15 protein-coding genes are annotated in these 14,592 nt (G+C 42.7%); 12 read left to right on the top strand and 3 right to left on the bottom strand.

The genetic code is table 11. The features are described 5' to 3' along the window. Window positions 1–654: 654 nt before the first annotated feature. The 12 genes from BLT07_RS12015 (at window position 655) to BLT07_RS11960 (ending at window position 12,577) form a co-directional block, all read left to right on the top strand. Window positions 655–942, top strand: coding sequence for a helix-turn-helix domain-containing protein (locus BLT07_RS12015; protein ID WP_091868953.1), 288 nt, complete (start codon window positions 655–657; stop codon window positions 940–942). A 161-nt stretch (window positions 943–1,103) separates the two neighbouring features. Beyond that, a complete protein-coding gene (locus tag BLT07_RS12010) occupies window positions 1,104–1,343 on the top strand; it encodes a hypothetical protein (RefSeq protein WP_175455324.1) in 240 nt (79 codons plus the stop codon). A gap of 22 nt (window positions 1,344–1,365) precedes the next feature. Continuing rightward, a complete protein-coding gene (locus BLT07_RS12005) occupies window positions 1,366–1,818 on the top strand; it encodes a helix-turn-helix domain-containing protein (protein ID WP_091868952.1) in 453 nt (150 codons plus the stop codon). A 5-nt stretch (window positions 1,819–1,823) separates the two neighbouring features. Continuing rightward, window positions 1,824–2,486, top strand: coding sequence for a P-loop NTPase family protein (locus tag BLT07_RS12000; protein WP_139205141.1), 663 nt, complete (start codon window positions 1,824–1,826; stop codon window positions 2,484–2,486). A gap of 389 nt (window positions 2,487–2,875) precedes the next feature. Next, on the top strand, window positions 2,876–3,445 hold the full coding sequence (locus tag BLT07_RS11995) for a BfmA/BtgA family mobilization protein (RefSeq protein WP_091868948.1): 570 nt from the start codon (window positions 2,876–2,878) through the stop codon (window positions 3,443–3,445). Between the two features lie 321 nt (window positions 3,446–3,766). Next, window positions 3,767–5,407, top strand: coding sequence for a type I restriction-modification system subunit M (locus BLT07_RS11990; RefSeq protein ID WP_091868947.1), 1,641 nt, complete (start codon window positions 3,767–3,769; stop codon window positions 5,405–5,407). Between the two features lie 75 nt (window positions 5,408–5,482). Then, on the top strand, window positions 5,483–5,707 hold the full coding sequence (locus BLT07_RS21025) for a virulence RhuM family protein (RefSeq protein ID WP_175455323.1): 225 nt from the start codon (window positions 5,483–5,485) through the stop codon (window positions 5,705–5,707). Between the two features lie 86 nt (window positions 5,708–5,793). Further along, entirely contained in the window at window positions 5,794–6,678 is an 885-nt protein-coding gene (gene rhuM, locus BLT07_RS11980) for a virulence RhuM family protein/type II toxin-antitoxin system death-on-curing family toxin (protein WP_245726529.1), read from the top strand. Window positions 6,679–6,816: 138 nt separating this feature from the next. Continuing rightward, the gene (locus tag BLT07_RS21645; RefSeq protein WP_091868944.1) at window positions 6,817–7,281 is read left to right on the top strand and encodes a GIY-YIG nuclease family protein; all 465 of its coding nucleotides are present in this window, start codon (window positions 6,817–6,819) and stop codon (window positions 7,279–7,281) included. Between the two features lie 81 nt (window positions 7,282–7,362). Beyond that, entirely contained in the window at window positions 7,363–8,568 is a 1,206-nt protein-coding gene (locus BLT07_RS11970; protein ID WP_091868942.1) for a restriction endonuclease subunit S, read from the top strand. Continuing rightward, window positions 8,565–11,567, top strand: a complete 3,003-nt coding sequence (locus BLT07_RS11965) for a type I restriction endonuclease subunit R (protein ID WP_091868940.1) — start codon at window positions 8,565–8,567, stop codon at window positions 11,565–11,567. Before BLT07_RS11970 ends, BLT07_RS11965 begins: the two co-directional genes overlap by 4 nt. Before the next feature lie 170 nt (window positions 11,568–11,737). Then, window positions 11,738–12,577 (top strand): GIY-YIG nuclease family protein, encoded by an 840-nt coding sequence (locus BLT07_RS11960; RefSeq protein WP_091868938.1) that lies wholly within the window; start codon window positions 11,738–11,740, stop codon window positions 12,575–12,577. 305 nt (window positions 12,578–12,882) lie between these two features. Here BLT07_RS11960 and BLT07_RS11955 read toward each other — a convergent pair whose 3' ends face one another. From BLT07_RS11955 to BLT07_RS11945, 3 genes are all read right to left on the bottom strand, one after another. Then, on the bottom strand, window positions 12,883–13,827 hold the full coding sequence (locus BLT07_RS11955) for a HipA domain-containing protein (RefSeq protein WP_091868936.1): 945 nt from the start codon (window positions 13,825–13,827) through the stop codon (window positions 12,883–12,885). Between the two features lie 153 nt (window positions 13,828–13,980). Next, complete coding sequence (locus tag BLT07_RS11950) at window positions 13,981–14,301, bottom strand: HipA N-terminal domain-containing protein (protein ID WP_091868934.1); 321 nt, start codon at window positions 14,299–14,301, stop codon at window positions 13,981–13,983. Continuing rightward, window positions 14,273–14,515, bottom strand: a complete 243-nt coding sequence (locus BLT07_RS11945; protein ID WP_091868932.1) for a helix-turn-helix domain-containing protein — start codon at window positions 14,513–14,515, stop codon at window positions 14,273–14,275. Before BLT07_RS11945 ends, BLT07_RS11950 begins: the two co-directional genes overlap by 29 nt. Window positions 14,516–14,592: the final 77 nt, after the last annotated feature.

Genomic DNA, 14,592 nt, shown 5'->3' with positions numbered 1-14,592 from the left:
ATAGTTCTTTTTGCCTTGCATACCTTGAATTTACGGATTTCCGCGCATTGGTGAAAGCAAAAATTGATGTTTATCGGAGTTGTGCAACAGCCACGAATGTTTTATGGAATCAATGTGAGTACATTAAGCTATCCCATCTTCCCATAAGTAGTTCTTTTTAGATGTTTACTATCTATACGATACGGGAGTTAAGGAAGATATAAATTCATTTGTCCAAATTCTTGGTTTCCCAATAAATGAGGCAAAGTAATTAAAACCCACGATTATTTAGACTTTAACAAGTTAGTCGTTTTCCAGACTTAATGGGCCGTCTATTTTTTTACTTTCCTATTCGTAGGGCCATCAAATGGCTTCAAATATTAATTTCAGTTTACGATTGTTGATAACTCCGTAATTTCCAGTTTAATCATTATTTGGTCATCATTTATTTTGGTGCTATTTGGTATCAAATGGAAGCATATATAATTACTGGTTCGCAATCCCAATATTATTAATACGATTTTGGTTCAATTTATTGTATGTCAGTTATTTGTGAATAAATATCCAAGTATATTCTTCCGTCCGTTCAACTATTTTGATACCTTTATCCCGACACTTTATTGAAGGAAAACAAAAGCGCTTTTGTTCATTTCGTAACCCTAAAAAAGAAACAAAATGGACAATTTTTTGATACTTGAACGACTGGACCGTCTGGAAAGGTTGATCACCGCCAACAAGGAGGTACTGACCTTCGAGGAGACCTGTGACTACACGGAAATCTCGAGAAGCTACCTTTATAAGCTTACTGCTGCAGGACATATCCCGCATTCAAAACCCAATGGGAAACTGATTTTTTTCGAAAAGAAGAAAATCGTCCACTGGCTACTGCGCAACGGACGCCAATCCCCGCAGGAAATACAGGCCGAAGCTCCGGCTCATACTATGCGAAACGTCAAGGGGTAGATTACCCATTGACGGAGCCACTACTTTCCTAACTCTTGACCGAGGGCACGCCTCTGGCATAAAACAGAATTTCATGAAAAAGATACCCTATTTAAGGGTGGGCACCGCCTATTATAAGCTGGTACACGCGCCCATTATCGCGGGACATTAACGAAATACTGTTGCATTGGAACATCGAAACCATCCGCCGGGACCATGGCAAGGACTACCTGGCCAAGGTGCCGAAGAACGACGGCTTTACCTGCATTTCGAGCCATATCGATTACAGGAAGGAGTACAAAGGGTTCTACAACACCTATTCCCAGTTGACCGCAGGGCCATTGGAAGGAAGGATAGATATTTCGCTAACCGTGGTCAGATGTCGAGGAAAAGGCAAACGCACACTCGAGAAAACATCATAACGGCACCAAATAATCTAAAGCTATGAAAGCCGCCGATAGAAATTTTCAGGGCATATGGATTCCCAAGATAATCTACTTGAATACCGAAGTAAATTGGTACGCCAAGATTTTGTTCTTGGAAATACACAGCTTTACGGAAAACGCAAAGGAATGTTATATGTCGAACGGATATATCTCTTCGTTCCTGAATATCTCCGAACGGCAGGTTTCCCGATATATTTCTGAACTGAAGACAGTTGGCTGGATCGAGGAAATGGCCTTCGACGGGAGAAAAAGATATCTCAGAAGTATACTCCAGTTCAGTTTCCGTACGGTCGACCCAGATCGGACAGTTGTGTCTGGTCTGCATAGACGATCTTGTCGTAGCAGCGATGACAATAGTGTCCACCATAATAAACCAGTTACAAAACAAAATATAAAATCATCTACTTCTTTAAAAGAAAAATCTAAAAATCGAAGTTTAATATTAGAATGAGGGACATGAAAAAGGAATGGTCAAAATGGTCGGTAAAAACAAACGCAATAAAAGGGACGTTATGCGAACCCGATATTTTCAAAAAGGTGTTTTTCAGGGAGGCCCAGGAACATTATGCAAAATATGACTTTGACTTCGAGGTGGATAGTTCCAATAAAAATTTTCTGGGGCATTTCTGCAGGTATTGGAACCGGGATAAGGCCTTTGAGGTCATGGAAAATATTTCCTTGCAAAAAGGTATAATGGTCTTTGGTTCCTATGGTACGGGAAAAACATCAAGTTTTCGGATTATCCAAAACCTTTCCAAACATTATCAGGTACGTGAACTGTGGTTTCCAGCGATTTCGACCCAAGAAGTAGTTTCCAAGTTCAATGTTGAACGGAACAAGGAGGACGTAATCCAATACTATTCCAAAGGTGTTTTTCTGTTCGATGACCTGGGAGCCGAGATGGCCGGAAACAACATTTACCAGTACGGGAAAGAGGAAGTGTTCGTCCGCATTCTGCTTAATCGATACCGGAACTTTGAAGATCAAGGAACAAAGACCCATATCACGACGAACCTGGACCTGGGCCAAATCGAGAACCGGTACGGCAGGCAGATGGCGGACCGGTTTATCCAAATGTTCAATTTATTGAAATTGGATGGCCCGAGCAGAAGGAAATAATCGGGAAACCTATTATAGTGCCTACTTAGGAACGCAGGATTTTCAAGCCATGAAAGAAAGGTATTCTTGGCGAAGTGAAACGAAGAAAAGAATAGCAAGAGGGTAACGGGCTAACGCCCCGTTACGTTTTGCAAACATTTGATTTTCAATGAATTGTAAAATATTTCTTTTTGAGGTTTATGCTAAATTTGCGTCAAACGCCCCGAACGCCCCTGAAACACTGGAAAAATTTACAGTAACCAATTTTATCATATAAAATAGTCCATCGATTAAAATACTGTAATTCAATGGATTGTATAAAATTGCAAAACTCTCAAGATTTTATGATTAGGATAAATTTGACCAAAAACCCCCTGAAAGGCCTATAAGCACTATAAATTATTACTGTAATGGAAACAAAGACCACGCAAAAAAGTACTTTTTCGGCCATAAGTATTAACCGGATAACAGCGGAGCGATTTCGTGCCTATTCCAAGACCGTTTCCAGATCGCATTCAGAAACAATCGATACGATGATCGACTTTTTCGAAAAAGCGAAGATTTCACCAAAAAGCGAGGTGATGATCAGTTTCATCAAATTCCAAAATTACCTGATAGGACGATATGATTATATAGAAGAACTGTTACGCACAATGGACAGGGAGCACATAAAACCGACACATGATATGCTCAAAAGTCTTTTCGATGGAACTGCACTCAAAAAAAAGCAGCAACCCTTGCTTCTGGATAAGGCCTCTATCCAAATGACCAGGGAGGAATGGAACATGGAAGAAGGAAAAGTTTCTTTCAACAAGTACCATAGCGTCATAATGGCTAGGGGCAATGACCGACGGATTTTTTCGAAAATGCTAGATAGTATTGTCAAAGTAGAACCCACATTTGGAAAGCCCTATTTCAAAGTGGAAATAGAAGAAACTGAACTGGACGGAATTCGGCAGGAACTTACAGGGAGGGAATAAATTGATATTCCATAAGCATAAGCAAGATGCGCCCTATGGAATTTTTGCTTCACGCTAATCTGCCGGAATCGCTACAAAAATTCCACAGGATCCATGCGCAGGTAAGTATGGTAAGATTTGGGAGGGGAAATAACCCTATCTCCGGGAGTTACTGTATTTCGACAATGACAAGATTTTTTCAACGAGCTAGTGAACTAAACAACATCATAAAAAGTGAATTCCAAATTTCCTTATGGTATATATAGAAAGTAGTCCTATTTTTACAAAACCCTCTTATCTTACCATATACAGCAAATCCTATAAAACCAAACCAACTAGTACATGACTAAAAAGAAAACCGCCAAAGCGGATATCGATTTTGAAAAGGAACTTTGGGATGCCGCCAACGAACTACGCGGTGCCGTTTCTGAAAACAACTACAAAAACTACATTTTACCCCTTGTATTCCTAAAGCACCTGAGCGAACGCTTTGATATCGTTCACGATGAGCTTCAGGATATTCTCAACGAACCTTCTTCGGAATACTACACAACGGATAAAGCGGAAAAGGAATATGTACTGGCCGACCCCGACGAGTACCGGGCCCGCAACACCTTTGTCATACCCAAGACCGCTTCTTGGCAATACCTAAAGGACAATGCCGAGCAAGACGATATCAAGGTTAAGGTGGACGATGCTTTTGACGTGATCCAAGAACTGCTTACGACATACAACCCACAGTTGGTCAACTTGCTGCCCCGTATTTTTGTAAAAAGCGAGCTTTCCGCCAAACAGACCGGCGGCATTATCAACCTACTCTCGCATCCCAAGTTCTCCGAGAAAGAGAACCCGGAGAGCGATATCCTCGGACGCATTTATGAATACTATATCGGCCGTTTTGCCATGGCCGAAGGCTCCGGTGCAGGGCAATTCTTTACGCCGGGTAGTATCGTCCGTTTATTGGTCGAGCTTCTGGAACCTTACAAAGGACGGATTTTTGATCCCGCGTGCGGTAGTGGCGGTATGTTCGTACAGTCACTGAAATTTATCCGGGAACATGGCGGCGATAAAAGTGATATTTCCATATACGGACAAGAAATGACCGCGCAGACCTTGCGGCTCTGCCTGATGAACCTTCTTTTGCGCAATCTTTCCTTTGACATAAAGCTGGGAAACTCCCTTCTCGATGATAAATTCCCGGAACTAAAGGCCGATTTTGTCATTGCCAACCCGCCTTTCAATGTGAGCAATTGGCACCCTGAAGATCTGCCCGAAAACGACCCTCGCCTTTTTGGTCCACGGGAAGAATTTACTACGGATGGCAGTGCCAATTATATGTGGATGCAGACTTTCTGGAACCACTTGAGCGATATCGGTACCGCGGGAATCGTCATGGCCAACGGGGCCATGACCTCCAACACCAGAGGCGAAAAGAACGTCCGCCAGCACATGGTGGACAATGGCATGATCGATGCCATTGTGCGCCTTCCGGACAAGTTGTTTTTAACAACGGGCATTCCCGCCTGCCTCTTTATACTTAGCAAAAACCGGGATGGCAAGGACGGCGAACACCGCGAGCGAATGAAGGAAATCCTCTTTTTGGATGCTGCCAAAATGGGCAGCATGGCCAGCCGAAAACTACGTGTATTCTCGGACGAGGATATTTCAAAAATAGCGGACACCTATCACAACTGGCGCATCGACCCTTCTGTCACTTCGAGCCTTTCGATTCCGCGCAAGACAGGCTCCGTCGAGAAACCATACGAAGACATAGACGGCTTCTGCAAGGCGGCCATCCTAGAAGAAGTACAAAAACAGGATTATAAACTGACCCCCGGTATCTATGTAGGCACGGAGGCCGAAGAAGATGACGGTATTCCCTTTGAAGAAAAAATGGAGGACCTGAAAGCTACGTTGGTAGAACAGTTTGAAAAGGGAGAAGAATTAAAAAAGCAGATTTTGGCAAATTTTGAGAAACTATAGAATGCGGTGTTCAAAGATGAATTAAATAGGGAAGCCACTGTCGCAAAATAGGCGATAGTTTTGAATCGAAAGTATATGAGTGAAATACTGATATATAAAGCCAAGAACGACCAAATTGAAGTATCCGTTCAATTTGAAAAGGATACCGTTTGGCTAAATCGAAATCAACTCTCCGAACTTTTTAATAGAGATGTAAAAACTATTGGTAAACATATCAACAATGTTTTTAAGGAAGGTGAATTGGAAAGAAATCCAGTTGTCGCAAAATTTGCGACAACAATTTTTGAATTGATTAAATGAATAAAGGACAAATACTAATATATGGGGATAAACCCACCATTGAAATACGTTTGGAAAACAATACCATTTGGCTAAACCAGAAGCAAATGTCAGAATTGTTCGATAAAGATAGTGACACCATTGGTTTACATCTTAAAAATATCTTTAAAACCAAAGAGCTAAATAAAAAGGCAACTACCGAGAAATACTCGGTAGTTCAAACCGAAGGAAGTAGACAGGTCGAACGAGATATTCTGTTTTACAACTTGGATGCCATAATTTCAGTTGGCTATCGCGTTAATTCTAAACAGGGTACCCAATTTCGGATATGGGCAAATAAGATATTAAAAGATTATTTGGTCAACGGGTATGCCATCAACGAAAAACGCCTGGCCCAAAAAGAACAAGAAGTACGGGTATTAAAAGACGGTATTCATATCTTGACCAGAAGCGTAAGCAAAGTCATAGAAGAAAAAGCAGCAAGGGAAGACCTGTTGGAAACCTTTGCCAAGGGTTTAAGTTTATTGGATGATTACGACCACGAACAACTGGATGAAAAAGGCCTAACCAAAACAAAGGCCCGTTACCCAAGTTTAGAAGACTATCAAAAACTTATTGCCCGAATGCTGACCGAATTTGATTCAGCGGTATTCGGCAAAGAAAAGGATAAGGGCTTTCAAAGTTCCATAGCGCAAATTGAAAAAGGCTTCGGAGCAGATGATTTTTATCCTACGCTAGAAGAGAAAGCGGCAACGCTATTATATTTAGTAGTTAAGAACCATTCCTTTGTAGATGGCAATAAACGCATTGCGGCAGCGTGTTTTCTAAAGTTTTTGGAACGGAACGACCAACTTTTTACAACGGCAGGGCAACCGATACTTAGCAACGATACTTTGGCAAGCCTGACCCTTTTTATCGCTGCAAGCAAACCAGAGGAAATGGAAACCGTAAAGCGGTTGGTCATTAGTGTATTAAATAGGAACAAAACATAATCGAACCATAGCAACAGGGACTTCGAGTGACTCAGCCCTATAAGAACCAAATAGTAAAGGATAATCAAAACGAAAAAGGTAGGAGGCTGAGGGCGACCGAGCGATAGCGAAGGAAGCACTCTAAGCCCCGGCACAGCAATGGCAAAAGGATGCACCTATATACTAGAATGTTCCAACGGAAGCTACTATTCGGGAAGCACTAAGAATTTGGAAAAACGCCTGCAACAACACCAAAATGGTGAAGGCGCCAACCATACCAAAAAAAGGTTGCCCGTAAAGTTGGTATATGTGGAAGAATTCTCTAGAATTGACGAAGCCTTTTACCGGGAAAAACAAATACAGGGATGGAACCGTAAAAAAAAGGAAGCATTGATCAACGGTGAACATAACAAATTGCCCGAGCTTTCGTTGGCATATCGGGATATTGTCGCTTCGGGGGCATCGGGGACTTCGACAGCCCCCGAAGCTTCCGAGAAACATTTGAACACGGGGGCTTCGAGAACCTCAGCCCCCGAGAACCTTTCGAGCACGGGGACTTCGAGGATACTTCGACAGGCTCAGTGTGACACCCAAGCCCCCGAAGAACCAAATAGTAAAGGATAATCAGAACTAAAAAGGTAGGAGGCTGAGGGCGACCGAGCGATAGCGAAGGAAGCACTCGAAGCCCCGGAAAACAAAAACCAAATGCCCGAAAACTGGAAGACATATAAGCTTGGGGATCTTATATCAATCAGAGGTGGATTCTCTTATAAAGGAAAATATATCGGATCAGGAGACTCACTCCTCCTTGGAATGGGCTGTGTGTCTAATTCTAAAAGATTTCTAATTTCTGGAGCAAGACCCTATTCAGGTGACTGCCGTTCCGTTTTCTTTTTAAACCCAGGGGATATGGTTTTGGCTACGCGACAGCAATCAGACAATTTGCCAATTATCGGACTGCCTGCTATTGTTCCACAAGAATTTGAGGAGAAATCCGTTATAGGGGGCACGAACTTATTTCTGGTAAAGAATGAATCTGAGATTGACAACAGATTTCTTTATTGGTTGTTAAAAAGTCCGATGTATAAAAGGCATATGAAATCCGTCTCCAGCGGAACCACCGTAAGGATGATTACAAAGGATGCTGTGGAGTTATTTGAATTCGATTGTCCACCAAAGGAAGAAAGATTGGCCATTTCCAATTTCCTATGGCAGATTGATGACAAAATCGAAAACACTTTGGCCATGAACAAGACCCTGGAAGCCATGGCCATGGCCCTCTATAAACACTGGTTCGTAGACTTCGGGCCTTTTCAAGACGGCAACTTTGTCGACTCTGAACTAGGCTTGATTCCGGAGGGGTGGGAGGTGAAAGAGCTGCACCAACTTTCGAGATTTCGAAATGGTAAAGGATTGAAAAAAGAGCTAAAAGATGACTCAGGTCTGTACAATGTATTTGGCTCAAATGGAATTATTGGAAAGACTAACGAAACTATGTTTAATACCCCTGTTGTCGCAATCGGGAGAGTTGGTGCGAATTATGGTGAAGTACATTATTCAACAGACCCCTGCTGGATTTCTGATAATGCTGTTACTGTTCAACCTTCAGAACCTATAAATATATGGTGGTTGATTCAAACATTGAGATTAATTGATTATAGTCAATTTGCTGCTGGTTCTGCTCAGCCTTTAATAACTCAAGGTGCTATTAAGGAAGTCAAATATCCAATTCCACCTGACGAAATGTTTAAATCATATGCATCTAAAATTTCACCTTATTTCCTACAAATTCAAAATAATAATTCAGTAAACCTAACCCTCACCAATCTCCGCGACACCCTTCTCCCCAAGCTCGTCAGTGGAGAAGTCCGCGTAAAAGATATCGAGAAAACAGTAAGTGAAGTCTTATGAGCAGCATGGCCGAACATACCGTACAGAACGCCGCCATAGAATGGTTGGAAGATCTGGGCTATACACATATCACTGGCAACGTCCTGCAACGTGACCTAAAGAAGGTAGTGCTGGATACCGAGCTGCACAACTTTCTTACGCGAACCTATCCCGATGTTCCCAAAGGAGCCATTAACGAGGCTTTAGCCCAGTTTACCCAACACGAGGGTATGGATGTCGCCTACCGCAACCGGGACTTCCACCGTAAGCTGACCCAAGGCATCGATATCAGCTGGAAAGATGCGCAAGGCAACGAAAAGGCCAAGCATTTGTATCCCATCGACTATAAAAATCCCGATCGGAACAGTTTTATCTGCGCTGACGAGGTCAAGATCATCGGTAAGAACAGCCGCAGAACGGACCTGCTCATTTTTATCAATGGCCTTCCGCTGATTGTCTTCGAATTCAAGAACCAATTCGATGCCGAAGTGGGAGTGGACAATGCCCACCGCCAAATCGAAAATTATGTATTGGACATTCCGCAACTTTTCGACCATAACGCCCTTTGCATCATATCTGACGGCCGCGAGACCTTACATGGTATGTTCAGTTCGTCCATGGAATGGTTCGCCCCTTGGAAAAGCTTGGCCGGTGACGATATCCAACAAAATGAGGCCCTGCAATTAGAGACGTTGTTGCACGGTCTCTTCCCCAAGGCCACCCTTCTTAATTACTTACAGCACTTTATATTCCACGAAGACCATAACGGCAAAATCATTAAAAAAGGCGCAAAGTATCATCAGTACTGGGGCGTCAACAAAGCCGTGGAAAATGCTTTGGAACATATCAAACCTCACGGAGACGGCCGGCTCGGGGTCATCTGGCATACCCAAGGGTCGGGCAAGAGTATCAGCATGGCCATTCTTACGGGCATCTTGAGACAGCTTCCGGAAATGAAAAACCCGACCATCGTGATCCAGGTGGATCGCTCCGATCTGGATCAACAGCTCTATGAGAATTTTGTACTCGCCAAAGATTTGGTGGGCGATGTGCAGCACGCCGAGAACACGAATGAACTGCGCCAACTGCTCGGTTCCGATGGGGGAGGGGTAATTTTTACGACCATCGAAAAATTCCGGTTGAAAGATTTAGAAACAGGGAAAGAAGAGGTGCATCCGGTCCTGAGCGAACGTTATAACCTGATCGTGATGGCCGATGAGGCACACCGTACCCAATATGGTTTCGAAAGTGGGGGCTTTGCACAGAACATCCGGAGGGCCTTGCCCAATGCTTCCTTTATCGGTTTTACGGGAACTCCCGTTGACGGCAAAGATGCGGATACGCAATTGGTCTTTGGCCCCACCATCCACACCTATGACATCAAACAAGCGGTAGACGATGGTGCCACAGTGCCCATCTACTACGAACCAAAGATGGTCCCGCTCAACATTAAAGCGGAGTTCGACCAAGAGCTCGAAGAAGTACGGGAAACGGAAGAGGATAAGACCATAGGGGTATGGGCCGCCATTGAAGATGCGGCCGGTGCCAAAGATCGGGTCGATCGTGTAGCCAAAGACATCCTCGAACACTTCAATGCCCGGATCGAAACCTTAGACGGTAAGGCCATGATTGTCTGTATGAGCCGTAGGAACTGCGTAAAAATGTACGATGCCCTTACCGCTTTGGAAGACTGCCCCGAAGTTGCCGTGATCATGACCAGTAATCCGGGCAAAGATCCTGTGGCCTGGAATGCGCACATGCGTACCAAGGAAAACATGGAGGCCATCAAAAAACGCTTTCGCAATGCGGAGGATCCCTTGAAAATAGTCATCGTCCGCGACATGTGGCTCACGGGTTTCGATGCTCCTTGTGCCCACACTATGTATGTGGACAAAATTATGAAAGGCCACAACCTGATGCAGGCCATCGCACGGGTCAACCGCGTTTTTCAAGACAAACCGAACGGCTTGGTGGTGGACTTTATCGGTATCTCCGGCTTTCTCGCCGCGGCCACCAAAAAATATACGGGAAGTGGTGGTGCCGGCAAACCCACCATTGACATGGACGCGGCTGTGGAACTCTGTATCGAACAATTGGGCACGGTAAAAAGCCTCATGAGTGGTTTCGAATTGGAAGACATCAATGCCATGAGTGCATCCGAACGGATGAAATGGTCGAACGAAATGGTCAACGGCCTACTCAAAAACGATCAGGACACCGATGCTTTTTTGCATGAAGAACGAAAGCTTACCGAGTTGGTCGCCATGACCCACTCCGATAAACGCATCTGGGAGATTCAGGAAGAAGTGGGCATCATCCAAAAGATTCGGGCGGTCATCCGCAAGATCAAATATCCACCTGGGAAGTCCCGCGAAAAGAACGAGCGTATCAAAGATTTGATCAGTAAATCCTTGGAATCCCACTCCATCGTTGATTTGGCCAAAATGTATGATTTAGATAAGATTGATATTTCCATCGTAGATGATTCCTTTCAGGCCATAGTGAAGGAGAAAGGAGGCGAAAACATCAAAGTGGAACTGCTTCGGCGTATTATCAACGATGAGTTGAAAGTGCGGATGCAGAAGAACATCAAAAAGGGCCGTAAGCTCAAGGAAGAACTGGAGAAGGTTTTGGGCAAATACCACAAAAACAGTTTAGATAGTATCGCGGCTATCAAACACTTGCTGGACATCGCCAACGAGTTCAAGGAAGACGATAAGCGAACCAAAGAACTCGGATTGACGGAAGATGAATTGGCCTTTTACGACTTGCTTTCTGCCAATAGCGCCCTACTGAACGAAGCGGGACCGATTCAAGATTTGGTCCATACGGTCGTAGCTTCCGTAAAGAAAAACCTGCAACTCGATTGGACCAAGAAAGAGAATGCCCGGGCTGCCATCCGTCTAGCGGTAAAAAAAGAACTCCGGGGAAAAGTCCCCTTCTCGGAATTGGATAAGCTATTAAAAGAAGTCATCGAACAGGCCGAAGGGCAGTATTCGGAGTGGCCGTTGATGGGATAATAGGAATAATGTCTGGGCCAATTTTTTAACGATCAAGTTTTTTAAGCTTTGAACCAAATGGCAGGGTGAGTATTTGTTGGTTTATATTGTTGACAGGAGTAAGGCTACAACAGTAGATATCAGGGCCAATATTAAAATTCTATGAAACCTATCTAAAAAATTTGTCATAAATGCCAAGACCACAAACCATTCAAATTTTCCTCCCTGACGGTACACCGACTAGTATCCGTGAAGCTGAATTGACAAATCGATTAGTTAAGGCTGTCTTATTCCCAAGAAATAAATTGCAAGAAGTAGCAAAGCGTGAGTTAGTTCATTTTACAGGGGTCTATTTCTTGTTTGGTGCTAAAGAAGATGCTGCAAAACCTGTTGTTTATATTGGAGAAGGTGAGGATTGTTATAAACGAATACTTAACCATAATCGTATAAAAGATTTCTGGACTTACTGTATAGTGATAACCACCAAAACTAATGAATATACCAAAACCGATGTAAAATTTTTGGAACATTACAGTATTCAAATTGCCACTCAAATTGATAGATATCATTTGGATAACGACACGGGTTCAAGAAAGACTTCTCTGCCGGAAAGCCGCGAATATGACTTATTGGATAATTTTGATACCGCCAAAATACTCTTGGCTACCCTTGGCTATCCCATCTTTGAGGAAAAGAGAAAGCCGCAACAAACCAAAGAGATCTTTTTTTGCCAACGCGGTACGATAAAGGCAATAGGGGAGCTGGTTGATGAAGGTTTTTTAGTATATAAAGGAAGTCAAAGCGAGATTATTAATAGAAAAGGCATATCGACCTGGATTTTGAATCTACGTGAAAAATTAATAGCAGAAAGTGTATTACAAGAACAGGATGGTGTATTAATTTTCACATCAGACTATATTTTCAATTCTCCAAGTGCTGCAGCAGCAACCGTTCTAGCCAGTGCGGCCAATGGCTGGAAACGCTGGAAGGATAACCAGGGTAAAACACTCGATGAATTAAAAAGGGCTTAAGCCTACTTTAAGAATTGATTAACGTGATTTCAGGCTTGATGATGAAAATGACGTTCAAACAAATTGGCGTATTCCCAGTACCATCCCATCCATGACACAAACCATTTTATATCTCATATTTTAGTATATTTGAGACACAAAATAATTTGTGTAGCATACATAAGACACAACCATGAATCCGTATCAACCTAAAGAACTCCCGTTAAAAGATATTGCCTGGGATCAGCTTATAGACTCTACTTTTTTATTAATAAGCTTTGCATAATGCTGCGTAGTACTTAGCCCACTACTTTCAAGCGTCACTACTAATGCAACTGTAGCTGCTTCATTTTGGTATGTATTAAAACACCTAGATTCTCTTTGCTATCTTCCTTTAAAAAACTAGTATGGATTAAAGTTGTCCATTTGCTTGTACCTTCTGCAATTCGTCTCCAAAGATTTTCAATCGCTTTTTTTGGGATATGCGCTCTGATCATGGCGGTATCAAAATCGGTTTGGGTTAATTTTCTTTTTTTTCCATTCAGCGTAAGTGCCAATTCCTCGGGGTCATCAGGCAGTAACAATTGTGCCGAAATCATATCGTAAGCAGGGCTAAGTGCATGTGTTATTCCATTATAGGAAATCAATGAGAAATTTTTCAGGTGCATGTCGTTATTCCCAATCAAAAAAGAAACGATGACTTGTTCGTAAAATCGTACTACATCAAATAATGGGTTTTGCGCATAGTTGATAATAGCTTTCGCAATCTGCTCGTAGGAGCCTCTGTACTTGTGTTCGGTTAGGCGTTCTGTGAATTGGCAAGCATCTTCGATGGCAAATTTGTTATCCTTTGCATCTCGGTCTATTCTTCGGGTCAGGTAAGCCAAATGCCCATCCTTCAATGGTATCAACAAAAAAGGTACAGTATCGATACCACATGCCTGCGCCAGTAGCATAGATAAGGCCTCTGTTTCCGGCATTTGTGGATATTCGGAAAAAGGTGGTTTTAAAATGTACCTACCGTTTAATGCACCACCAATAGTTAATCTGGAATTGCTTTCTTGGGTAAAGCCCAGTGAAAGTTTCGGTTGTACTCCGGTTACAATGATACGTTGGGCTACATTTTCTCTGGCCAGTTCCTCGATTTGTGAAAGTTCGTAATCCAATTCAAGTACAGGTGTGTCTTCTTGCCAAAATGCCTTTAGGCAATCCGGATGATATGTCGCCTCTTCCGAGGTAAGTGGTTTTTGACATGCTAGGCAGTTACTCATTTTTCCAATATATCAGTTTGACCATAAAATTGCCTACCGAAAACAAAATTGCTTTTTTGTTCTATGCCGCCGTGAATGATTTGCATAGCCTGAGCTAAGGAAATCTTGAAGAAGAAAATAGAACGGAAAATGAATGCGTTTGAATGGGTCATTTTATGGTCTAAGTGGTATTATACTTATGTTGCCGATACAGTCTTTACAGGTGGCCAGTAGAAGTCCCATACGGTCACGAGCATTTAGTTTCCAATTTTTTTGGGCAATATCCAGTAACCATCCTTCTGGAATCAATCCATCGAAAAAGGGAAATAAAAAAACGGAATGAAAAACTTCCTCTTGCAACGGCAATGTCAAGGAAACTGGAACTGCATTTGCCAACAATAGGTATTCCGAGGAGTAGGTAAAATGATAGCCCTCCTCATCTTCTGTCAAGATGCCTGCTAAGTCTCTATTTACCCAAATCTCGCCTTGTCGCATGACTTATCGGTGTTGGGGTTAATTCGTGGCCAAAGAACAATAAGACTTGATTGATTTTGTCCGTCATCAAGTTGGATTTTCCTTGCTCCAATTCACGTACAAATCGAAGTCCGACTCCAGTTGTGTCTGAAAGCTCAACTTGAGTAAGGTTAAGCTCTTTCCTTCTTTTTCGAGTAAATTGAGCGATAGGATTATGTCTATTCCACTCTTTCATTAGTATACCTTTTCGGGTACAATATAGGCGAAATAAATCAAATTATACCTTTTTGGGTATAAAATGTCGATTTTAAT

Source organism: Pricia antarctica (assembly GCF_900101815.1).
GTDB classification, from domain to species: Bacteria; Bacteroidota; Bacteroidia; order Flavobacteriales; family Flavobacteriaceae; genus Pricia; species Pricia antarctica.
The sequence above is the reverse complement of the archived record's forward strand: the minus strand, read 5'-3'. Positions and strand labels throughout refer to the sequence as shown.

Excerpts from the sequence above, each read along its gene's own strand:
- BLT07_RS12015 (WP_091868953.1), top strand. The coding sequence starts at position 655 with ATGGACAATTTTTTGATACTTGAACGACTGGACCGTCTGGAAAGGTTG.
- BLT07_RS12005 (WP_091868952.1), top strand. The coding sequence starts at position 1,366 with ATGAAAGCCGCCGATAGAAATTTTCAGGGCATATGGATTCCCAAGATA.
- BLT07_RS12000 (WP_139205141.1), top strand. The coding sequence starts at position 1,824 with ATGAAAAAGGAATGGTCAAAATGGTCGGTAAAAACAAACGCAATAAAA.
- BLT07_RS11995 (WP_091868948.1), top strand. The coding sequence starts at position 2,876 with ATGGAAACAAAGACCACGCAAAAAAGTACTTTTTCGGCCATAAGTATT.
- BLT07_RS11990 (WP_091868947.1), top strand. The coding sequence starts at position 3,767 with ATGACTAAAAAGAAAACCGCCAAAGCGGATATCGATTTTGAAAAGGAA.
- BLT07_RS21025 (WP_175455323.1), top strand. The coding sequence starts at position 5,483 with ATGAGTGAAATACTGATATATAAAGCCAAGAACGACCAAATTGAAGTA.
- rhuM (WP_245726529.1), top strand. The coding sequence starts at position 5,794 with ATGTCAGAATTGTTCGATAAAGATAGTGACACCATTGGTTTACATCTT.
- BLT07_RS21645 (WP_091868944.1), top strand. The coding sequence starts at position 6,817 with ATGGCAAAAGGATGCACCTATATACTAGAATGTTCCAACGGAAGCTAC.
- BLT07_RS11970 (WP_091868942.1), top strand. The coding sequence starts at position 7,363 with ATGCCCGAAAACTGGAAGACATATAAGCTTGGGGATCTTATATCAATC.
- BLT07_RS11965 (WP_091868940.1), top strand. The coding sequence starts at position 8,565 with ATGAGCAGCATGGCCGAACATACCGTACAGAACGCCGCCATAGAATGG.
- BLT07_RS11960 (WP_091868938.1), top strand. The coding sequence starts at position 11,738 with ATGCCAAGACCACAAACCATTCAAATTTTCCTCCCTGACGGTACACCG.
- BLT07_RS11955 (WP_091868936.1), bottom strand. The coding sequence starts at position 13,827 with ATGAGTAACTGCCTAGCATGTCAAAAACCACTTACCTCGGAAGAGGCG.
- BLT07_RS11950 (WP_091868934.1), bottom strand. The coding sequence starts at position 14,301 with ATGCGACAAGGCGAGATTTGGGTAAATAGAGACTTAGCAGGCATCTTG.
- BLT07_RS11945 (WP_091868932.1), bottom strand. The coding sequence starts at position 14,515 with ATGAAAGAGTGGAATAGACATAATCCTATCGCTCAATTTACTCGAAAA.